Raw genomic sequence first — 20,996 nt, 5'->3', positions numbered from 1 at the left:
CATATGCCAGTAGCTAAGTATAACAATATCTTTAGTGTTACGTTGTTAAACTCTATTTCTCCTTTATCAAATTCACTTAAAACCTTTTTGTCGCAAAGAATGATTTCCACACATTATAAAAAAGGCGATTATATAGTGAAAAGGGGAGAAGTTTGTGATAGAATACATGCTATACGAAAAGGCTTGATTCGAGGTTATTTTGATTATAATGATAATGAAATTACTACTTGGGTAAGCGTAGATAATGAAATAGTGACATCAATTTCGGGTTATTTTAAAAAGGAACCGGCATCAGAAAACATACAGTGTTTAGAAGAAACTTATACTGAAAGTTTGGGGTTTGATGATATGGACTACGCCATTAAAAACTATCCTGATATGGCAGAGTTGAACAGAATTTTAATGGTTCACTATTACATTCATGCAGAAAACAGAGCTTTTTTGGCGAGAATATCAGGTGCTAAAGAGCGTTATGAACATTTCACAAAAACCTTCAATCCCGAAATCGTAAAACGGCTGCCTAAAAAGTATATGGCTTCTCTATTAAATATTCGTCCAGAAACCTTATCTAGGCTATATCAATAGATTTTATAATTTAAATCATATAAAAATTGATATTTATCAATTTCAAGTGGGTTTTTAAAAAATTGGTAAAATAATCTTATTTACATTTGAAGCATAATATTCAAAAATCGTTTGCTTGAATATTTATCAAATTGCTATTTATCAATAAGGTTATTTAGAAATAGGGATTGCTTATTTTCTATTAAAACACACATCATTTGATGTGTGTTTTTTTATTATAAAAAGAATGAAAATAAAACTATTGAAATTGTGTAATAAGAAAAATTACTTTATTATGCTAGGACTGGTTTTTTAAAGTTTAATGCTGATGATAGTTCAGATTATTACTATCAATTCGAATTGATAAAAAAAATATCTATTAAGTTGTAATGCTCAGTTTAAAGCGTCAACATCCAATTGTGCTGTAGTTTTTTAAACTTTTTCAATTCACTTCTTAGAATGGGTAAAAAGTCTTTCCCATTACTGTTTGATCGTTCCAATCTATAGGAGTTTTTGTAAAGTAAATTGGTAAGTCTTTGCAGAGAAGCAATGTGTTTATGCTTTCTTTCTGAACTGCGCTCTAGTTCGGCATTGAGAATTTCAGGAGCTAACGAAACAGATTGCTGAATAATGTCACCTGAAAAATAAATGTCTTTATTTTCAGAACCATCGGGTTTTAATTCAGATAAGTCATATTGAATGTAGGACGAAATACTTCTGGTTAGAATATAGATTTCCATGGCCTTTTTATAAATAGGCAAATCTGATAGGTGTGATGGAATAGTGGGCAACATTTTCTTCAAGCAATTTTATCAAAAATACTGACAAGTCTACAATTTATACTATCGATATTAAAGTAAAATTGTATATTTGCTTTAATAATTAATTTTTAATTACCTGTTTTTTTAAATGATTATCGATTCATTAAACTGGAAGATTTTAAAGTGTTTGCAAGAGAATGCCAGACAGTCCAATGTTGCTATTGGCAAGCGTGTTGGCATTAGTTCACCGGCGGTTTCAGAGCGTATAAAAAAGATGGAAGATGCCGGCATTATTCAAGGTTACAAAACATCTGTTTCGCCTTTGGATGTTGGTTATCAATTAAAGGCATTGATTACTTTACGTGCTTTTATGGGGATGCTAAAGCCATTTTTGGAAAAAGTGAAAACCTACGATGAAGTCCTAAACTGTTATAGAATCACAGGTAACGAAAATATAGTTATGGAAGTGGTTTTTAAAAACCAAAAACATTTGGAGAGCTTTATTGACCAATTAATTGTTTATGGTGAAACCAAAACCCAAATCGTGTTGTCACATGTGGTTAAATACAATGAGGTCAAGCCTTTAAAATAAAATTATCTTTAATTGAATGATTGGATGAATATTACACATAAATTAATCTAAAATTATAAGATAGTTTATTTAACCTCTATTTATTTATTAAATTGAGTTTTTGTCTAATGAGGAAGTTACTCAGTATTATTTTTTTGTTATCCATTTTTAATTTAAATGGTCAATCAATTTATTTTGAAAGAGGAAAGATTATTGATTCAGTTAAGATTAAAAACACTACAGAAACTTACACGCTTTATCTCCCCAAAACATTCAAGGAAAATCAACCTTCTGCAATCGTTTTCATTTTTGACCCTGCCGCCAGAGGAAAAATTGGAATTCAGCCCTTTATAGAATCCTCTGAAAAGTATAACTATATTTTAGTCTGTTCTAATAATTGTAAAAACGGTCCAAATGATGAAAATTTCAAGTTCATCGATAATCTATTTAAAGAGGTGCTTACTACATTTAAAATAAATCAAAACTTGATATATACTGCAGGGTTTTCGGGCGGGTCTAGGTTGGCATCTATTGTAGCCGTGATTTCCAAAAAAATTCAAGGGGTTATAGCTTGTGGTGCTGGTTTTTCTTCTAACTTATCACAAAAACCTACTTTTGAAACGTTCTCTTATGTTGGATTGGTTGGTGATTCGGACATGAATTATCAAGAAATGTTTTCTGTTAAAGACTGGTGCACAAGATTTGGCATTGACCATGAAATCTTCACTTTTGAAGGTGATCATAGATGGCCTCCATCAAGTGAAGTTTTAAAAGCTTTTGATTGGCTTGAGCTTCAAGCTTATAAAAAAGGGCTTAAACACGTTAATGAAGACATTGTTGAAGAAACCTATCAAAAGAATTATGTTCAGGCCAAATCACTTGAAAGTAGTAATCAAATTGAGCTTTCGGTCTTTGAGTATGAACGAATTTTAAGAAACTACTCAAGATACTTTAACTTGGATAGCATTAGTTCAAAAGTAAATGAACTGAAAAAAGAAAAGCAGTATAGGGCAGATGTTAAAATACGAGAGCAAATAATAAGTGAAGAAACAAAAACCACTAATATTTTTGTGCAAAAATTTAATAGTGATGTTAAAAGTGAAATACTCAAAAAGAATAATTATGAGTGGTGGAGAAGGGAATTGAATAAAATCAATTTTAAATATCTCAAGCATGAAGATTCTCGTTTCAGAAAAATGGTTGAGCGTATAAGATATTCTATTTTTGCATTATCTTTTGAAACGGCCCAAGAGTTTTTAAGGGAAAATGACATTAAAAAAGCTGTTTTTTGCCATGAATTAAACACGGAAATATATCCATCAAGACCATATACTTTTCTAAGATTATCTATGGACTATGCATTGCTTGATAATCAAGAAAGTATGTTGTTGAATTTAAAAAGAGCAATGGAAAAAGGGTTTAAAAACAAGGATTATATTTTAAAACAAAAAGAGTTTTCAAAATATATAAATGATGCAAAGTTTAAGAAAATTTTAGATTCTTTTTGATTTTATTGAATCCGCCATGGCGGATTTTTTCTGTTTTTGCCAGCGTAAAATAAAATAATATGATTGCCGTCAGGGTCAAACAAATGAGCTTCACGCCACAGCCACGGTTTATCATTTGGTAGTTCTTGAAATGCGAGACCTTTCTCTTTCAGTATTTCAACGGTTTTATCTAAATCCTCATTCTCAAAATAAAGGGTAATACCGTGACCTTTAGGAAGCTCATCTACTTTGTGAACAGAGAATGTGGAATCTCCGTCTGGGCATTCAAATCTGGCGTATTTAGGTAGTGATCTTACAATAAGCTTCAGCCCAAGTTTTTCATAAAAGGCTATTGAGATTTCAACATCCAACGACGGTATGGTAACTTGGTTTAAATTCATTTTTAAGCTTCAATTCAATTTGGATGTATGTGTTCAATAATGATTTTGGCATGAATCCGCGAGTTTTCTATAAACCATTTATGGGTTTCCATACCGCCACAAATCACGCCTGCCAAATACAATCCTTCCACATTGGTTTCCATAGTATCCGGATTGTAGTTTGGAATCATTTTATCATCATTTGATAATTCAATACCAATGTTTTTTAAAAAGTTGAAATCCGGTTGGTATCCGGTCAGCGCGACCACATAATCATTTTGAAGGGTTTTCATGCCTTCAGTGGTTTTAATGATGACACTTGTCTGGGTTATTTCAGTGATTTCAGAATTAAAATAGGCTTTGATGCTGCCTTCTTCAATGCGGTTCATGATATCAGGTCGTACCCAATATTTAACCCGTTCACCAATAGTATTGCCTCTAACAACCATAGTTACACGCCCTCCTTTTCTCCAAATTTCCAAAGCGGCATCAACAGAGGAATTACTGGCGCCCACTACAATAACATTTTGCATGGAATAAGGATGGGCCTCTTTGTAATAATGGGACACTTTTGGAAGTTCTTCCCCAGGAACGTTCAATAAATTAGGTATGTCGTAAAAACCAGTTGAAATAATGACGTTTTTTGCTGAATAATATTGCTTGTCAGTTTCTATTTTAAAAGTAGCCCCTTCCTTATCAATCTTTAAAACAGTTTCGTACAAATTGATGTTCAATTTATTAGATGTAGACACACGCCTATAATATTCCAGCGCTTCATCACGGTTTGGTTTGGGCTTATTGCTGATAAAAGGAATCTCATCAATTTCCAGTTTTTCCGAAGATGAAAAAAAGGTCATGTTTTTTGGGTAATTGTACAAGGAGTTTGTAAGCGCCCCTTTTTCTATAACCACATAATTCAAACCTAGTTTTTTACATTCTAGGGCACAAGCTATACCAATAGGTCCACCACCAACGATAACAATATCAGTTTCTGCAATCATATTTTAAGCTAATCTAAACGGGTTTAATGCGCATTCTTTGTTTTAAAAGAAAAAGCAAAAATACACATAAGCCTGCAAGAATGGTAGTGAAATACCAAGTTTTGTCAAACCCAAAACCAGCAACCATCTGTAATCCAGCATTATGACCAAAGATATGGGCGATGGAAAATGAAATGCTGTACAGCGCCATATATTCACCTTGATTTCCTTTTTTAGCTCGATCCATGGCGAAGGCATTTGAAAACGGAAACGCAATCATTTCACCAAACGTCATTAGCAGCATTCCGATTATGAGAACACCTGCCCATGAAGTTAAATTTAATATAAGAAAACTCAACCCAGTAAGGATAGCTCCAAAAAGCATTAAACCCGTTTTGGTGAATGTTGAATTTTCCAGCCATTTTATCAAAGGCATTTCAAATACAAAAATCAGAAACCCGTTCATGCCCAATAAAATCCCAATCTCAAGTTCATTTAAATGATGGGCATCTTTATAATATAAGGGCATGGTTGAAAAATACTGTAAAAACACAATACCAAATACAACCATGGCACATAAGAATATTAAGAAAGACCTATCGTGATAAGCAGATTGCGGGCTATCAACCTTAATATTATCCAATGTTTTGGATTTTTTGGGATGCAACACATTTATTAAAACCAAAGCCGCTACAATACAGGTAATACCATCAACCCAAAATAGTCCGCCATAGCTAAGCGTTGTAATGATAATGCCACCAATTGCTGGACCTGCCGAAAAACCAAGGTTAATTGCCAACCTTATGAGTGTTACAGACCGTGTTTTGTTTTCCAGCTTACTGTAAGAACTTAATGCTACAAACATGGCTGGCCTGAACATATCAGCAATGAGCATAACCAAGAATATACCAATGCAAAAGGTTGTGAAAGTGGTTAAGAATTGCAAAAAGATAAAAAGCAACCCTGTTGAGAGCAAGCTAAAAACCATGACTTTATAAAACCCGATTTTGTCGGTTAATTTACCACCAATCCAAGAGCCAACCACAGACCCTAAACCAAAAGCCGTCATAATCCAACCAACATCAGCTAGGTTAAAATGCAGACTTTTGGTTAGGTATAATGATAAAAATGGAATAACCATGGTGCCGGCCCTGTTTATTAATGTTATTAAAGCTAGCCACCACACTTCCCTAGAAAGTCCTCCAAATGTGTTAATATAATTTCGAAATAGTGTTTTCATTAGTTTGATTTGTTATTTGATTGATAAAAGGTTGAAATTAGCAATAAAAAAAGCCCAACTTTTCAGTTGGGCTTTCGCAGCGAATCATATTTTTAAACATATCACCACAACAAACTACAAGCCCAACTTCTATAACTAGAGGTCCAGTATTGTTTACAAATTGTGACGATATTGCGCATTTTTCTATTTTTTAATTAAGCAAATTTATACAAAATAATTGTAAGTTGTATTTTTGGAACAAAATAAATTTATATGAAGATAGTTTTTATTTCCATTTTCCTGTTTGTTTGCTTGTCAAACTGCAAAGATGATAAGTTGCCAATACCTGGGGAAACTGATTTTCAAAGAAGCTTGAATGCGGAGTTTAAAGATGCTTCGAAATCACCTTTAACAGAAGCAGACAGAAAGGAATTTGAAGGATTGGATTTTTTTAAATATGATTCAACATATGTGGTCCAGGCGCTTTTTACCCGAACAGAAAATGAACGACCTTTTAAAATGAAAACAACAACCGATAGACAACCGGAATACGTTAAATATGGTGTTGTTGAGTTTTTTCTTAAAGGAGAGATTTATCAACTGAACGTATACCAAGGTTTGGATTTAAAGACTGAAGATGGCTACGAAGACTATTTGTTTTTGCCATTTTTGGATGAAACAAATGGCTTGGAAAGTTATGGCGGCGGGCGTTATATTGATTTAAGAATTCCTACTGGTAATACCATAACCATTGATTTCAATTCGGCTTATAACCCATATTGTGCTTACAACCATAAATATTCTTGTCCGCTAGTGCCTAGGGAAAATTACTTAAAAACAAGGATTGAAGCAGGAGTGAAGAAGTTTAAAAATCATTAAAAACTTCTTGCCAAAAACATACCCAAGAACACAGCAAGAAAACCGATAATAAAACTTCCAATGGTGTACACCGCAAAACTTGTAAAGTCGCCGGCTTTTAAAAACACATGGTTTTCATAGGCAAAGGTTGAAAAGGTCGTGAAACCTCCACAAAAACCCGTTGCCAACAATAAGGTTTGGTTTTGTGACAATGTATTGTTTTTGGCCGCTAAACCAAGAAAAACCCCGATAAGCAAACTGCCTAAAATATTGGCTGTAAAGGTGCCAAAGGGAATACCAGATTGTGGGTTGTTAAGATATTTGCCAATGATATAACGCAGCACACTTCCAAAACCGCCACCCAAAAAAACAAGCAGTAGATTTTTCATCTAAATCGTTTTATGTGTTTTGTGAATTCAAAAATAGGATAAAAATTCAGATTCAAAAGGCTTTGCTAGTCTTTTAAAGCAATATAAATTTCTGTTTTCCAATCGGCAGGATTTGGGGAACCAGATGAGTCTACAACGTATGTTTCAAGCTTGGGGCCATTTTCATCCAATAACAAATTGTTTTCTGTGATGTATTTCATACTGGTTTTCCAAGCTTCTTGTAAATTTTTATGGTCACCCAGCAAGGTTGTTTTTAGCGTTTTAAAAGGGATTAACTGTCCTGTTAATATATCATTTTCTGTAGTGATGACGCGAGATGTTGTAGGAATGCAGCATGAAATCATGGCTGCATTGTTCTCCCTATCAAGAAAATGATAATACACAAAAGGCGAACCAGCCATAGAAATATGGTTTGCTTCAGCGTATTGTTTTACTTTTGAAAATAATTCGGCAGTTGTATTCTCCAGATCACTTATTTTACATGAGGTGGAATTGAATATATAATAGCCTCCGCTATGTTCCGTAATGCCATCAACAGTTATGGTGTAAGCGCTCATATCGGCAATGACAACACTATCAAGTTTTTCAAGACTACGTTCTAAATGGGGACCTAGTTGGGTTTCCATATTTCCTTTTAAAACAGACATCATTTTAAATGTAAACGGCAGGTTGTCAGCAGATATGCTCCAAGTGACATCCGTTAAATAATCATCGTTATCCTTAAAATTCCATTGAGCGGTTAAAGGTGGAAAATCAGCTATTTGCATATCTTGTTCAATGCTCATGTTTGGCATTGTTTGCGTGGTTTTTATCATTCCTACACCGTTAGTATCATCCCAAGAAAAAGAGCCACCAACACCGGTTGTCTGTTCAGACATGTAAATTTTCATATCCGGATTTGAATCAGTCCACGACCACCAATTTTGCCAATTTTTAAAATCGATTACATGCTTGTAAACAACAGAAGCTGGTGCATGAATGGTTCTGGTTCTGCTTACTTTAAAGGAGTTAGGTTGAACGGCTACATAAACACAAAATCCAATGATGATGATAAGGAATAAAAAAAGAAAATATTTAACCGTTTTCATGAGCTTCTTTACAATTAAAAAAGTTATAAATCAAAGGTAATCAAATTTATTCATTGTTTAATAAATCCTTATATTTGTCATACTAAAAATACATATTCAATAATAAAAATGGCTTTATTGAAATTATTCAATAAATTTTCCTTGCTGAATATGGTTTTTAAACATCAATTTCAAACAAATTAAAATATATTTAATGACACTAAAATCAGTACTAGGGTTGTCTGTAATAGCTTTATTTATGGCATCCTGTGGAAAAGACGTTTCTGATAAAACATCAGAACCCATGTCCGTAAAAGATTCTACAGACTTTAATTACAATGTTGAGCAATTTGCCGACATCAAAATTTTACGATATCAAATTCCGGGTTGGGAACGATTGACCTTAAAGGAACAAAAATTAGTTTACTACCTTACCCAAGCCGGTTTGGCTGGACGTGATATTATGTGGGACCAAAACTATCGATACAATCTCACCATTAGAAAAGCGTTGGAATCTGTTTATACAAATTACAATGGTGATAAATCTACTGACGATTGGGCCGCTTTTGAAACCTATTTAAAACGCGTTTGGTTCAGTAATGGCATTCACCACCATTATTCAAAAGATAAAATCAAGCCTGGATTTTCAGCAGACTATTTAAAGCAATTATTAGCTGATACCAATACAACATTAGAGGGAGAAGCCTTTGATGTGATATTTAATGATAAGGATGTTAAAAAAGTAAACCAAGCAAAAGGAGTTGATAATGTAGCGCTTTCGGCAGTTAACATGTATGGACCTAATGTTACCAATGATGATGTTATTGGTTTTTACAAAAACAAAATATCACCAGATCCTACTAAACCGCTCTCATTTGGGCTAAACTCCCAATTGGTTAAAGACAATGGTGTTTTAAAAGAACGTGTTTATAAATCTGGAGGATTGTACGGTTCGGCTATCGACGAGATTATTAAATGGCTTGAAAAAGCAAAAGGTGTTGCAGAAAATGACGAGCAAGCCAATGCTTTGGGACTTCTTATAGACTATTACAAAACTGGTGATCTGCAAACTTGGGATGACTACAATGTGGCTTGGTGTAAGGCTACCAAAGGCAATGTTGATTACATCAACAGTTTTATTGAAGTGTATAATGACCCATTAGGTTATACAGGTTCTTATGAGTCAATCATTCAAATCAATGATTTTGATATGTCCGAAAAAATGAAAGTGGTATCAGATAACGCGCAATGGTTTGAAGACCATTCTCCTATTATGGATGAGCACAAAAAGAAAAATGTTGTCGGCGTTACTTACAAAGTAGTCAATGTTGCAGGAGAATCTGGCGATGCCTCTCCAAGCACACCAATAGGTGTTAATTTACCAAATGCCAATTGGATTAGAGCTGCTGTGGGAAGCAAATCGGTTTCTTTAGGAAATATAATAGAATCATACAATAAAGCTGGAAATACAGATCGTCTTAAAGAATTTGTTAATGATGATGAAGAGTTTCAAATACACGAAAAATATTCTGAATTAGCAGATAAATTGCACACAGCCTTACATGAAGTTATTGGTCATGCTTCTGGGAAATTAAATCCTGGCGTGGGTGAAACCAAAGAAACTTTAAAAAATTATGCTTCAACGCTTGAAGAAGGCCGTGCAGATTTAGTAGCCTTGTATTATTTGTATGATCCTAAGCTACAAGAACTAGGTTTGGTTGATGATTGGAAACAAGTCGGTATGGCCGCTTACGATGATTATATCCGTAATGGCTTAATGACACAGTTAATTCGTTTGAATTTAGGGGATGATGTTGAGGAGGCTCACATGAGAAACAGACAATGGGTTTCTGCTTGGGCTTATGAAAAAGGCAAAGCTGATAATGTGATTGAAAAAGTAACACGTAATGGAAAAACCTATTTCAACATTACAGATTATGCAAAACTGCATGACTTGTTTGGACAGTTATTGCGTGAAACACAACGCATAAAATCTGAAGGTGATTATGCAGCGGTTGAAAAATTAGTGGAAACCTACGGTGTTAAGGTTGACCAAAAATTACATGCTGAAGTTTTAGAACGCAATAAACAGTTTACATCAGCACCTTATTCAGGTTTTGTAAATCCGGTATTGGTTCCAGAAACAAATGAGGCGGGCGATACGGTTTCATTTAAAATAACACAACCAAAAACATTTGCAGAACAAATGCTGTATTATAGTAAACACTACAATTATTTACCTGAAGTCAATTAAGGTAAAATAGATTGTAAATAAAAAAACAGAACCTAAATCAAGGTTCTGTTTTTTTATTTACACTAAACGTTAAAAGAAGAATATTAACTGCAATAAGAACGGCAATAATGATTAAAATATTCATTTTTTTTAAATTGATTAGTTAACTATCAGATGCAGAAGCTTTAAAAAGGTTGCGTGCAAAATCTAATTTATTTATAAAACAGGTCAACTTTAAAAGTTCCCACCCTACAATGAACCAATCCTAAAAAAATTATTTAAAGAAAAATTTAATAGCCCAAATAAATAAGATGAACATGATAAACGCTAAGAGCACCCATATGCTCCCAGCGTAAAAGCGTTTATGGAGTTTTAAATCTTTTCTGTAGGTATAAGCGATTACGCCCGCAAATACAACAAAAAAAATAACTGCAAAAATGATTTGACCTTTACTGAACATATGTTTATTTTTATGCAAATTTAATTAAAAGGACGAATATTTTTTTATGAAATGCCAATTAACAACAACCTTTAACCAATAGAAATTATCTCAAGGCATTTCATCTGACCAATCATTAAAAAAAAATAGAGATGAAAGATAAAATCGATGCCGTTAAGGCATTTCACAGCGCATTTAAATTAGGCCATCGCGAAACACCAAAGGCAGATTTGGGCAAAAGCAAAAACCTGCTTCGATTCAATTTGATGAAAGAGGAGAATGAAGAGTATTTAGAAGCTGCCAATAATGACGATTTGGTTGAGGTAGCTGATGCGTTGGGGGATATGTTGTATATCTTATGTGGAACCATTATAGAACATGGTATGCAACATAAAATAGAAGAGGTTTTTGATGAAATACAACGAAGCAATATGAGTAAACTAGGTGAAAACGGTGAGCCTATTTATAGAGAAGACGGAAAAGTTATGAAAGGCCCCAATTATTTTAAACCAGACATTGAAAGCATTTTGGATAATTAGTCAATTATTATTGTCATTCTGAACTTGTTTCAGAATCATATAATCATTATAAAACCAAAAAAAGAGAAGCAATTGCTTCTCTTTTTTATTTATATTGTCTAAAATCATTCAACTTTATATCGCCATCCAAACGGATCGTCACATTTATTGGTTTGGATATCGGTAATGCGTTTTTTCAAAGAACTGGCATAGGTATTCTCGAGTTCGGGTAAATCAAAATCCTCACCGTGATAACCAAATCCAGAAATCGGCGAAATAACAGCAGCCGTTCCGGCCCCGAACATTTCTTTTAGTGATCCATTTTTGGCAGCTGCAACCACTTCATGAACCGTTATTTTTCTAACTTCAACAGGAATGCCTTCAGCTTTGGCCAACTCAATAATACTTTTACGCGTAATACCATCCAAAATACGGTCACTTGTTGGGCCTGTAATCAACGTATCATTGATTCTAATAAAAATATTCATGGCACCTGCTTCCTCAATGTATTCATGGGTGTTGTCGTCGGTCCAAATCACTTGTTGGTAGCCTTTTTCAATAGCCAATTGGGTTGGGTAAAATTGACCGGCATAATTACCGCCAGCTTTTGCAAAACCAACACCGCCATTGGCAGAACGCGAATATTTTTCTTCAATTAAAACCTTAACTTTTCCAGAAAAATAGGAGCCTGAAGGCGCACAGGCAATCAAGAAGGTGTATTCATCAGCTGGAGAGGCATGAAATCCATTTCCAGAGGCAAAAACAAATGGGCGAATATATAAGGAACTACCATCTTTTTTTGGAATCCAATCGCTATCAACTTTTAGCAAGGCTTTTAAACCTTCCATAAAATAGCTTTCAGGAAGCTCTGGAATTGCCAAACGTTTTGATGAAATGTTCAAGCGTTTGCAATTGTCCAATGGTCTGAACAAAAAGATGTCATCATTAGCATCTTTATAGGCTTTCATGCCCTCAAAAACCGATTGGCCATAATGAAAAATCTTGGCCGAAGGGTCTAAAGTAATAGGGTGGTAGGGCACCACTTTTGGAGCTTCCCATTTCCCATTTTTATAATGACATTCCAGCATGTGATCTGAAAATGTTTTACCAAAACTCAGGTTTTCAAAATCAACCTCATTGATTTTTGAAGTCTTTGACTTTATTATTTCTATCTCACTAGTTAACGTATTCATAACTCATTGTCTTTATGAAGCAAATTTAAGTAAAATCATTCTCAAAAAAAGGGTACTTTTACAACAAAATGCTTAAAATCTGATTTGGAACGTAAAATTGTCATAACGGGTGATGGTTCTTCTACCATTCATATACCTGAATGGGATGAGCAATACCATTCCAAACACGGAGCAATACAGGAAGCCTATCATGTGTTCATTACGCATGGATTACATCATTTTTTGGATTCTAATGTAGATAATGAACAGCCAATGTCTATTTTGGAAATTGGCTTTGGAACCGGTCTGAATGCATTTATCACCTTATTGGAATCTGAAAAAAAAGAAATACCAATTCGTTATACAGGGGTTGAAGCATACCCAGTAAGTATGGATGAAATCAATCAGTTGAATTATTCATCGGTTTTAAAAGTAGAGGACCAAAGTAATCTTTTTAATGATTTGCATAAATCGACTTGGGAATCTGTCCAGCGGATTTCAACATATTTTTCATTAGAGAAGCAGAAGAAATTCTTTTATGACATCAATGATGATAGCAAGTATAACCTTATTTACTTTGATGCCTTTGGAGCGCGTGTTCAACCAGAACTATGGACTGAAGCTATATTTCAAAAAATGTATGATGCTTTAAAACCAAACGGTGTTTTGGTGACCTATTCGGCAAAAGGCAGTGTTCGCAGGGCCATGCAAGCGGTTGGTTTTGTGGTTGAAAAATTACCTGGACCACCTGGTAAACGTGAAATGTTAAGAGCTTTCAAATAGCTCTAAATATTCGGCATAGCCAAATGCTTCCGTACAAAAAAATCCTAAAAAATCACAAATTTTGTAATGTTAAACCTAGCATAAATCAATAGTAAATGCTCTTAGCTTTTTGTAACTTTATATAAAAATTTCTTATGAAGGTTTTGATTACAGGTGCCACGGGACTGATAGGTAAAGAGATTGTAAAACGTTGCCATAAGAACAATATTGTCGTTAATTTTCTAACAACAAGTCAATCTAAAATTTCTAGTGATAAATTGTATCAAGGGTATTATTGGAATCCCAAAATCAATCAGATTGATGCTGGATGCTTTGATGGGGTTGATACCATTATTCATCTAGCGGGCGCTACCGTTTCCAAACGATGGACGCCACGTTACAAAAAAGAAATATTGTCCAGCAGAATAAATACCACACAGCTTTTGATAAACACCTTGATTAAAAGAGATCATCAGGTGAAACATGTTATTTCGGCTAGTGCCGTAGGTATTTATCCGGATTCGCTTTCAAATTATTATGATGAAGCAAATTCTGATGGAGATCAAACCTTTTTAAGTCACGTTGTAAAACAATGGGAATCAGCTGTTGATGGCTTTTCAGCGTTGCATATAAAAATTACAAAAATACGAATCGGCTTGGTGTTATCAGATCATGGCGGTGCTTTGCCTAAAATTATTAAACCCATAAAGTTTGGTTTAGGTGCTGCCTTTGGTTCGGGTGAGCATTGGCAATCTTGGATACATATTTCAGATTTAGCTCGACTATTTATGTATGTTTTAAAGTTTCATTTGAGTGGTGTCTTTAATGCGGTAGCACCAAACCCGGTAACTAATCTAGAATTCACAAAATCCTGCGCCCAAGTTTTGGACAGGCCTCTTTTTTTACCAAATATTCCTAGGTGGTTTATGAAACTTGTGTTAGGAAATATGCACGTTTTGTTATTTTTGAGCCAGCGTGTGAGTTCGAAAAAGATAGAAGATGCTGGGTTTGAATTTAAGTTCCATCATTTAAAACCTGCCTTGGAGGATTTACTTAAATAAGTATGGCTACATTTTCAGAATTTTTAAAAGGAATAAGTTCCAATAGGCTTTATGTACTTGATAAAAACATTCCTGCTACAAGTTATGTGTCCATAGATTTATCATCTAATAACAAAGTACTCCGTAATATTGATGTGTCTTCAAGTTTGGCATTGGGAGCTTTTATAGACAAACAAATCAAAAACAAACAAGGTCTGGTTGGCTTTGGAGGATATAATGAAACACGATCTATTTATCAGCGCAGTACTCATTTTAAAGCTGAAAATGAAAGGAATATCCATTTAGGGATTGATTTATGGACAGAAGCAGGAGCATCTATTTTTACGCCTTTGGATGCAACAGTACATAGTTTTAAGAACAATACCCATTTTGGTGATTATGGTCCAACAATCATATTGAAACACAGTATGAACAATATAGTATTTTATACACTTTATGGACATTTAAGCTTACAGTCTATTACTAACCTAAAGATAGGACAGTCATTTAAGCAAGGTGATTGTATAGGAACTTTGGGCGGCAGATCAGTTAATGGTGATTATCCGCCACATTTACATTTTCAAATCATCAAGGATATCCAAGGTTTTATAGGAGATTATCTCGGTGTTTGTAATAAAAAAGATTTAGACTTTTATTTAGATAATTGCCCAAACCCTGAATTGTTGTTAAAGTTGAAAACGTAGGATTTTGTTTAAATTAGAATTATATATCAGAGTAGTTAACTTTTTTCATTAGATCTATTGATTTTAATTTTAGTTCTATTAAAGACTTAAAGTTTTGATTTGCCTTAGGAGCTAAATAGATTTCCTCAATTAAAGTATTTATGTTTGTTTTAATTCTGATTCCTTCAGGCAATAATAACAACTCCTCAGTATTTTTATAATCTAATATTGTTATTAAACGAACTTCATTTTCAAATTTAAAGTATTCCCTTTTTTCTAAAAATAGTTGAAACATATTACCTTTAAAAAAATAAGGAGCTTTTGGGTTAATATATTTTACTAGTCCTATATACTGATCTCCTTCACTATGTTCTATGCTATCAATTAAACTTCCAATTGTAGATTTAATAGCAATTGCTGAACGATAATCAGAGTATACTTTCCAAAGAGGGTATGTTTCATTTTCCTCTTTGGACCATGATGAGATATAGTGGCATTTCTTGAGTGTCCTTTCCGAAAAATTATCAACTCTCTTTAGAGGATGATTCTTTTCCAATTCACTTACTTCTCTTTTAGGTACTCGACCTTCAAATACATCGTCTTCAAATTTATCAGCTCTTGATAAATAGAGTTTGTTACTATCTAGTAGATCTAAAAATTTCCATAAATCTAAATAACGCCAAATCACAGTTTCTCGATTTGGGGTTTTAATTTCTGGATGCTCTTTGTACATTTAAAAATAAATAAATTCCATAAGACGAAATGTTTTAAATAACTATTTGTTGACAGTTCCAACAGGCATAATAACCTTGCCATATACCTCGTTCATTAATGTGGCAATACCTGTATAAATAGCAGAAGCTCCGCAAATAATACCTTCAAAGCCTGTAATTGTTTTGATGGTGGCGTTACCGGTGATATCACCTATGGCCAATAAAAAGAACAGAATGGTTAACGTGGCAAAAACAAATTGCAGTGCTTTGTTGATTTTTAAAGTGCCGATAAACATCAATCCTGTAAAGATGCCCCACATAATCAAATAGGCTACCATGCCATTAGTTGATGGTGCTGGGATTAAATCCCACTTTGGAAGCAATATCAATGCCACTAAGGTCAACCAAAAAAAACCGTAGGAAACAAATGCGGTCAAGCCAAAGCTGTTGTTTTTCTTGTATTCTAAAATCCCAGCTACAATTTGGGCAGATCCACCGTAAAAAAGCCCCATCGCTAAAATCATTGAATTCATTTCAAAAAATCCAGCATTGTGCAGGTTTAATAAAACGGTTGTCATACCAAAGGCTAAAAGGCCTAACGGACCTGGGTTTGCTAGAGCACTTTGGAGAGTTGGTTTAGTTTGTTCCATAGTTGTTTGTTATTAAAACATAGTTGATAATGTGATAAATATAATTATTTTTCGCAATTAAAATGAATAATGTAACCGATTGACCTGGATTTATATCTTTTAGTATTTCAATTAGGTTACTTGCAAGAGTAAAATGCGCAAACCAACAATGGCCAAACAAATAGATAAGGCTTTTATAATCATTTTCCCTTTAATCAGTTTTGATAAATAAGCGCCTATTTGAGCACCAACAACAATGCCCGCGGATATTGAAATAACGGTATTGGCAATAATGGGCGAATCATACACGCCATTGTAATAGTGTACAATCACACTGACGGTTGCCATAATGGCTAATATAAAATGGGAAGTTGCTGTTGCAATATGGACAGGAAATTTAAGCCATTCCGAAATAAAAGGTACATGGATGATACCACCGCCAATTCCTAGTAGAGGTGAAAAATATCCAACAAAGACACTAAAAATACCACCCTTTTTCATACTATATGAGTATTCATAAGTATGTCCGGATTTATCAGTTATTTTTTGATATGTCAACCCTTTTTGTGGTTTTAAGTGATTTTCTGATATTATTCTTTGTCCTCCTTTTAAGAAAAGATAAATACCCAAACCACATAATAAAATACCAAAAACAGTATCAAATAAGGTTCGCGAAATAAGCTTTGTTGAATAAACCCCCAATACAGAACCAGGAATGGTGCATAACGCAAAAATAATCCCCGCTTTATAGTCCACCCGTTTTGCAACCATGTAGGCTGAGCTCCCCGATATGGCATTACAGGCTACAGCAGCAATGGATATAGCGGTAATGGTTTCGGTGCTGTAGTTTGGATATAAAAACATTAAAACAGGAACCAAAATAAAGCCACCTCCAGCCCCAATTAAAGTACCAAGAGTTCCTACAATAATTCCTATACTTACTAACAATATGATTGTTTCCAAACCTGATTATGCTTTTTATAACAAAAAATCCTGATAGCTTGTATCAGGATTTCTATGTATATTACTTTTCATCAAATCTATAAGATTTTTAGTCTTCCACCAATACCCAATCTCCTTTACTGATCAAGGGTTCGGCTTGCTTGTATTTAATGGTTTTGTTTTCACCACTCATGACGTGTTTAATGGTAACCCGATCATTACGACCTATTTTTGGATGATCTCTTACAATGGTTTCAACAACCTCTGGCTGACGCTGTGTATTGCCAGCAGCTCTGCTTTGGGCTGAGCGCTCATCCATATTGGGGATTTCGTCTTTTTGGGTTTTTAACTTTTCTTGCTTTCTGGCTTTTGCTTCTTGAATGGTGTCTTGGGTTTCAGTAGGCAATTCACCTTTAAACAAGAATGAAATCACATCTTTATTTACTTGGTCTATCATGCTTTTAAACAGCTCAAACGCTTCAAACTTGTAAATTAACAAAGGATCTTTTTGCTCATGAACCGCCAATTGTACGGATTGTTTTAATTCATCCATTTTACGAAGATGGGTTTTCCAAGCATCGTCAATAATGGCTAATGTGATATTTTTTTCAAAGTCGGTAATCAACTGTTTACCTTGGGTCTCGTATGCTTTTTCAAGATCTGTGACCACTTGCAAGGTTTTGATGCCATCTGTAAACGGTACGACGATGCGTTTAAATTTATCACGTTGCGTTTCATACACATTTTTAATGACTGGATATGCCATTTCAGCATTTCTAAGCATTTTATCCTTGTAATGGTCAAATGCGGCTTTGTATATTTTTGAAGTAATCTCTTGAGCGGATAGTTTTCCAAACTCATCTTCTGAAACAGGGGATGGCATGGAGAAATAACGGATTAGCTCAAACTCGAAGTTTTTAAAATCATTAGCGCCTTTATTGGTGTCTGTAATGATTTCAGATGTATCAAAAATCATGTTGGCCAAATCCACACGAAGACGTTCTCCAAATAAAGCGTGGTGACGACGTTTGTAAACCACTTCACGTTGTGCATTCATCACGTCATCATATTCCAAGAGTCGTTTACGTACTCCAAAGTTATTTTCCTCAACTTTTTTCTGGGCGCGTTCTATGGATTTTGAAATCATGGAATGTTGAATGACTTCACCTTCCTTCAAGCCCATTCTATCCATCATTTTAGCGATACGTTCACTACCAAATAATCGCATTAAGTTATCTTCAAGAGATACATAAAACTGTGAACTTCCTGGATCTCCTTGACGACCGGCACGACCACGCAACTGTCTGTCCACACGGCGTGAATCATGGCGTTCTGTACCTACAATGGCCAAACCGCCCGCTTTTTTAACTTCCTCTGACAGCTTGATATCCGTACCACGACCTGCCATATTGGTAGCAATGGTTACCTGGCCAGACTGTCCGGCTTCCGCAACAATATCAGCTTCTTTTTTATGAAGCTTGGCATTCAATACATTATGGGGGATTTTACGGATAGTCAACATTTTTGCCAAGAGTTCACTGATTTCTACCGAGGTGGTACCAATCAAAACCGGGCGGCCTGCTTGTGACAATTGGGTGACTTCTTCAATAACGGCATTGTATTTTTCACGTTTGGTTTTGTAAACCAAATCCTCTCTATCGTCACGTGCAATAGGTCTGTTGGTAGGGATTTCAACAACATCCAATTTGTAGATTTCCCAGAATTCCCCGGCTTCGGTAACGGCTGTACCTGTCATACCAGATAGTTTTCGGTACATCCTAAAGTAATTTTGAAGCGTAATGGTCGCAAAAGTTTGCGTAGCATCTTCAATCTTTACATTCTCCTTGGCTTCAATGGCTTGGTGCAAACCATCACTATAGCGACGGCCATCCATAATACGTCCGGTTTGCTCATCAACAATCATAACCTTATTGTCAATAACCACATATTGCGTGTCCTTTTCAAATAGGGCATAGGCTTTTAACAGCTGATTAAGTGTATGGATGCGTTCTGATTTTACACCAAAATCCTTGAACAATTCTTCTTTTAAGTTGGCTTCTTCTTCTACCGGAAGGCCTTGTTTTTCAATTTTTGCAATCTCCAGACCAATTTCGGGCATGACGAAAAAGTTAGGATCATCTTTACCAGACAAGTATTCAACACCTTTATCGGTCAATTCTACTTGATTGTTTTTTTCGTCAATGACGTAATACAATTCTTCATCAACCTTAGGCATTTCCCGGTTGTTGTCTTGCATGTAGTAGTTTTCGGTTTTTTGAAGCAGTTGCTTTACGCCCTCCTCACTTAAAAACTTAATAAGCGCTTTATTTTTAGGAATACCACGATACACGCGAAGTAATTTTAATCCGCCTTCTTTGGTATCACCTTCTGAAATCAATTTTTTGGCTTCGGCCAAAACACTGGTTAAATATTTGCGTTGTACACTAACAATATCGTCAACCTTAGGCTTTAGCTCATTGAACTCATGGCGTTCGCCTTGCGGAATGGGACCAGAGATAATCAACGGTGTACGGGCATCGTCTACTAATACAGAATCCACCTCATCCACAATGGCGTAGTGGTGTGGTCTTTGTACCAAATCGTTTGGCGAATGTGCCATATTATCACGTAAGTAGTCAAACCCAAACTCATTATTGGTTCCATATGTAATATCAGCATTATAGGCTTTTTTACGGGCAGCGGAATTGGGTTGATGGTGGTCAATACAATCCACACTTAAACCATGGAATTCAAAAATAGGAGCCATCCACGCGCTATCACGTTTGGCCAGGTAATCATTCACGGTTACCAGATGCACGCCTTTGCCGGACAAGGCATTTAAATAAACAGGAAGTGTTGCGACCAAGGTTTTACCTTCACCAGTTTGCATCTCGGCAATTTTACCCTGGTGCATGGCAATACCACCAATAAGCTGTACATCGTAATGAACCATGTCCCAAGTGATGGCCTTTCCGGCAGCATCCCAGGAATTGGCCCAAATGGCATAATCGTCCTCAAGGGAGACATAGTCTTTGCTTCCTGATATTTCCCTGTCAAATGTATTGGCCTTCACCTTAATTTCGGTATTGCTAACAAAACGTTTGGCTGTTTCCTTGACCACTGCAAAGGCTTCAGGTAAAATATCGTTCAATACGCCTTCGGTTATTTCGTAGGCTTCGTCGTTAAGTTTGTCAATTTCCTGATAAATATCTTCACGTTTATCAATGTCCTCGGTGGCTTCTGCTTCTGCCAGCAATGCTTCTATTTTTTCGTCAATAGGTTTGTTGGCCTCGGCTATGGCTGCTTTAAAGGCTGCAGTTTTAGCTCTTAGTTCGTCATGAGACAAGGCTTCTAAGGCCTTTTCAAATGTTTTTATTTGATTGACAATTGGCATGATGGCTTTGACATCTTGTTTTGATTTATCGCCAACAAATACTTTAAGTACAGAATTTAAAAAACTCATGGGTAATATATATGTTATGTTATCACAGGGCTTGCACTCTGTGCGATTTATTTTATATTAATTTAAAAAGCATTCAAAGATACATTTTGTTATGCTGTTTTGTAAATATAGGGCACAAAAAAAGTC

General features: G+C 35.0%; 20 protein-coding genes. 9 read left to right on the top strand and 11 right to left on the bottom strand.

Annotated elements, in window-relative coordinates; genetic code table 11:
* The first annotated feature begins 3 nt into the window (after positions 1-3).
* Positions 4-585, top strand: a complete 582-nt coding sequence (locus IEW94_RS05050; RefSeq protein ID WP_188650661.1) for a Crp/Fnr family transcriptional regulator — start codon at positions 4-6, stop codon at positions 583-585.
* A gap of 377 nt (positions 586-962) precedes the next feature.
* Here IEW94_RS05050 and IEW94_RS05045 read toward each other — a convergent pair whose 3' ends face one another.
* Complete coding sequence (locus tag IEW94_RS05045) at positions 963-1,358, bottom strand: hypothetical protein (protein ID WP_188650659.1); 396 nt, start codon at positions 1,356-1,358, stop codon at positions 963-965.
* Between the two features lie 115 nt (positions 1,359-1,473).
* Here IEW94_RS05045 and IEW94_RS05040 point away from each other — a divergent pair, with 115 nt between their 5' ends.
* Positions 1,474-1,917, top strand: a complete 444-nt coding sequence (locus tag IEW94_RS05040; protein WP_188650656.1) for an Lrp/AsnC family transcriptional regulator — start codon at positions 1,474-1,476, stop codon at positions 1,915-1,917.
* 107 nt (positions 1,918-2,024) lie between these two features.
* Positions 2,025-3,404 (top strand): hypothetical protein, encoded by a 1,380-nt coding sequence (locus tag IEW94_RS05035; RefSeq protein WP_188650654.1) that lies wholly within the window; start codon positions 2,025-2,027, stop codon positions 3,402-3,404.
* Between the two features lie 2 nt (positions 3,405-3,406).
* Here IEW94_RS05035 and IEW94_RS05030 read toward each other — a convergent pair whose 3' ends face one another.
* From IEW94_RS05030 to IEW94_RS05020, 3 genes are read right to left on the bottom strand one after another with little or no spacing between them, the layout of a single operon-like run.
* Entirely contained in the window at positions 3,407-3,784 is a 378-nt protein-coding gene (locus IEW94_RS05030) for a VOC family protein (protein ID WP_188650652.1), read from the bottom strand.
* Positions 3,785-3,798: 14 nt separating this feature from the next.
* Positions 3,799-4,764 (bottom strand): YpdA family putative bacillithiol disulfide reductase, encoded by a 966-nt coding sequence (locus IEW94_RS05025; protein WP_188650650.1) that lies wholly within the window; start codon positions 4,762-4,764, stop codon positions 3,799-3,801.
* A 13-nt stretch (positions 4,765-4,777) separates the two neighbouring features.
* Complete coding sequence (locus tag IEW94_RS05020) at positions 4,778-5,983, bottom strand: MDR family MFS transporter (RefSeq protein ID WP_188650649.1); 1,206 nt, start codon at positions 5,981-5,983, stop codon at positions 4,778-4,780.
* A 252-nt stretch (positions 5,984-6,235) separates the two neighbouring features.
* Between IEW94_RS05020 and IEW94_RS05015 the strand changes: the two genes are divergently transcribed.
* Positions 6,236-6,841: a DUF1684 domain-containing protein gene (locus tag IEW94_RS05015; RefSeq protein WP_188650647.1), complete on the top strand. Its 606-nt coding sequence runs from the start codon at positions 6,236-6,238 to the stop codon at positions 6,839-6,841.
* Here IEW94_RS05015 and crcB read toward each other — a convergent pair.
* Both crcB and IEW94_RS05005 read right to left on the bottom strand, forming a co-directional pair.
* Complete coding sequence (gene crcB / locus IEW94_RS05010) at positions 6,838-7,209, bottom strand: fluoride efflux transporter CrcB (protein ID WP_188650645.1); 372 nt, start codon at positions 7,207-7,209, stop codon at positions 6,838-6,840. The two genes, IEW94_RS05015 and crcB, sit on opposite strands and share 4 nt — an antisense overlap.
* A 65-nt stretch (positions 7,210-7,274) precedes the next feature.
* The gene (locus IEW94_RS05005) at positions 7,275-8,297 is read right to left on the bottom strand and encodes an SRPBCC family protein (protein WP_188650643.1); all 1,023 of its coding nucleotides are present in this window, start codon (positions 8,295-8,297) and stop codon (positions 7,275-7,277) included.
* A gap of 193 nt (positions 8,298-8,490) precedes the next feature.
* On the opposite strand from IEW94_RS05005, the gene IEW94_RS05000 reads away from it, so the two are divergent.
* Positions 8,491-10,530, top strand: a complete 2,040-nt coding sequence (locus tag IEW94_RS05000; protein WP_188650641.1) for a dipeptidyl-peptidase 3 family protein — start codon at positions 8,491-8,493, stop codon at positions 10,528-10,530.
* Positions 10,531-11,100: 570 nt separating this feature from the next.
* A complete protein-coding gene (locus IEW94_RS04995) occupies positions 11,101-11,487 on the top strand; it encodes a pyrophosphohydrolase domain-containing protein (RefSeq protein ID WP_188650639.1) in 387 nt (128 codons plus the stop codon).
* Between the two features lie 104 nt (positions 11,488-11,591).
* On the opposite strand, the gene IEW94_RS04990 is transcribed toward IEW94_RS04995, so the two are convergent.
* Positions 11,592-12,659, bottom strand: coding sequence for a branched-chain amino acid aminotransferase (locus IEW94_RS04990; RefSeq protein ID WP_188650637.1), 1,068 nt, complete (start codon positions 12,657-12,659; stop codon positions 11,592-11,594).
* A gap of 84 nt (positions 12,660-12,743) precedes the next feature.
* On the opposite strand from IEW94_RS04990, the gene mnmC2 reads away from it, so the two are divergent.
* The 3 genes from mnmC2 to IEW94_RS04975 all read left to right on the top strand — a co-directional run bounded on the left by mnmC2 (position 12,744) and on the right by IEW94_RS04975 (position 15,144).
* The gene (gene mnmC2 / locus IEW94_RS04985; RefSeq protein ID WP_188650635.1) at positions 12,744-13,421 is read left to right on the top strand and encodes a tRNA (5-methylaminomethyl-2-thiouridine)(34)-methyltransferase MnmC2; all 678 of its coding nucleotides are present in this window, start codon (positions 12,744-12,746) and stop codon (positions 13,419-13,421) included.
* Positions 13,422-13,555: 134 nt separating this feature from the next.
* Positions 13,556-14,461 carry a TIGR01777 family oxidoreductase gene (locus IEW94_RS04980; RefSeq protein WP_188650633.1) on the top strand — a complete coding sequence of 302 codons (906 nt, stop codon included), beginning with the start codon at positions 13,556-13,558 and terminating at the stop codon, positions 14,459-14,461.
* Positions 14,462-14,463: 2 nt separating this feature from the next.
* On the top strand, positions 14,464-15,144 hold the full coding sequence (locus IEW94_RS04975; RefSeq protein ID WP_188650630.1) for a peptidoglycan DD-metalloendopeptidase family protein: 681 nt from the start codon (positions 14,464-14,466) through the stop codon (positions 15,142-15,144).
* 19 nt (positions 15,145-15,163) lie between these two features.
* Here IEW94_RS04975 and IEW94_RS04970 read toward each other — a convergent pair whose 3' ends face one another.
* The 4 genes from IEW94_RS04970 to secA all read right to left on the bottom strand — a co-directional run bounded on the left by IEW94_RS04970 (position 15,164) and on the right by secA (position 20,870).
* Positions 15,164-15,856, bottom strand: coding sequence for a hypothetical protein (locus tag IEW94_RS04970; RefSeq protein ID WP_188650628.1), 693 nt, complete (start codon positions 15,854-15,856; stop codon positions 15,164-15,166).
* Positions 15,857-15,898: 42 nt separating this feature from the next.
* Positions 15,899-16,486 carry an acetate uptake transporter gene (locus IEW94_RS04965; protein ID WP_188650627.1) on the bottom strand — a complete coding sequence of 196 codons (588 nt, stop codon included), beginning with the start codon at positions 16,484-16,486 and terminating at the stop codon, positions 15,899-15,901.
* A gap of 111 nt (positions 16,487-16,597) precedes the next feature.
* Positions 16,598-17,428, bottom strand: coding sequence for a sulfite exporter TauE/SafE family protein (locus IEW94_RS04960; protein WP_188650625.1), 831 nt, complete (start codon positions 17,426-17,428; stop codon positions 16,598-16,600).
* 88 nt (positions 17,429-17,516) lie between these two features.
* Positions 17,517-20,870 carry a preprotein translocase subunit SecA gene (gene secA, locus IEW94_RS04955; protein ID WP_188650622.1) on the bottom strand — a complete coding sequence of 1,118 codons (3,354 nt, stop codon included), beginning with the start codon at positions 20,868-20,870 and terminating at the stop codon, positions 17,517-17,519.
* Between the last annotated feature and the right edge of the window lie 126 nt (positions 20,871-20,996).

This window comes from Yeosuana aromativorans (assembly GCF_014646655.1).
GTDB lineage: Bacteria > Bacteroidota > Bacteroidia > Flavobacteriales > Flavobacteriaceae > Yeosuana > Yeosuana aromativorans.
This window is presented reverse-complemented; position numbering and strand designations above follow the sequence as displayed.

Coding starts and splice junctions, on each gene's coding strand:
- IEW94_RS05050 (WP_188650661.1), top strand. CDS start 4: ATGCCAGTAGCTAAGTATAACAATATCTTTAGTGTTACGTTGTTAAAC.
- IEW94_RS05045 (WP_188650659.1), bottom strand. CDS start 1,358: ATGTTGCCCACTATTCCATCACACCTATCAGATTTGCCTATTTATAAA.
- IEW94_RS05040 (WP_188650656.1), top strand. CDS start 1,474: ATGATTATCGATTCATTAAACTGGAAGATTTTAAAGTGTTTGCAAGAG.
- IEW94_RS05035 (WP_188650654.1), top strand. CDS start 2,025: ATGAGGAAGTTACTCAGTATTATTTTTTTGTTATCCATTTTTAATTTA.
- IEW94_RS05030 (WP_188650652.1), bottom strand. CDS start 3,784: ATGAATTTAAACCAAGTTACCATACCGTCGTTGGATGTTGAAATCTCA.
- IEW94_RS05025 (WP_188650650.1), bottom strand. CDS start 4,764: ATGATTGCAGAAACTGATATTGTTATCGTTGGTGGTGGACCTATTGGT.
- IEW94_RS05020 (WP_188650649.1), bottom strand. CDS start 5,983: ATGAAAACACTATTTCGAAATTATATTAACACATTTGGAGGACTTTCT.
- IEW94_RS05015 (WP_188650647.1), top strand. CDS start 6,236: ATGAAGATAGTTTTTATTTCCATTTTCCTGTTTGTTTGCTTGTCAAAC.
- crcB (WP_188650645.1), bottom strand. CDS start 7,209: ATGAAAAATCTACTGCTTGTTTTTTTGGGTGGCGGTTTTGGAAGTGTG.
- IEW94_RS05005 (WP_188650643.1), bottom strand. CDS start 8,297: ATGAAAACGGTTAAATATTTTCTTTTTTTATTCCTTATCATCATCATT.
- IEW94_RS05000 (WP_188650641.1), top strand. CDS start 8,491: ATGACACTAAAATCAGTACTAGGGTTGTCTGTAATAGCTTTATTTATG.
- IEW94_RS04995 (WP_188650639.1), top strand. CDS start 11,101: ATGAAAGATAAAATCGATGCCGTTAAGGCATTTCACAGCGCATTTAAA.
- IEW94_RS04990 (WP_188650637.1), bottom strand. CDS start 12,659: ATGAATACGTTAACTAGTGAGATAGAAATAATAAAGTCAAAGACTTCA.
- IEW94_RS04980 (WP_188650633.1), top strand. CDS start 13,556: ATGAAGGTTTTGATTACAGGTGCCACGGGACTGATAGGTAAAGAGATT.
- IEW94_RS04975 (WP_188650630.1), top strand. CDS start 14,464: ATGGCTACATTTTCAGAATTTTTAAAAGGAATAAGTTCCAATAGGCTT.
- IEW94_RS04970 (WP_188650628.1), bottom strand. CDS start 15,856: ATGTACAAAGAGCATCCAGAAATTAAAACCCCAAATCGAGAAACTGTG.
- IEW94_RS04965 (WP_188650627.1), bottom strand. CDS start 16,486: ATGGAACAAACTAAACCAACTCTCCAAAGTGCTCTAGCAAACCCAGGT.
- secA (WP_188650622.1), bottom strand. CDS start 20,870: ATGAGTTTTTTAAATTCTGTACTTAAAGTATTTGTTGGCGATAAATCA.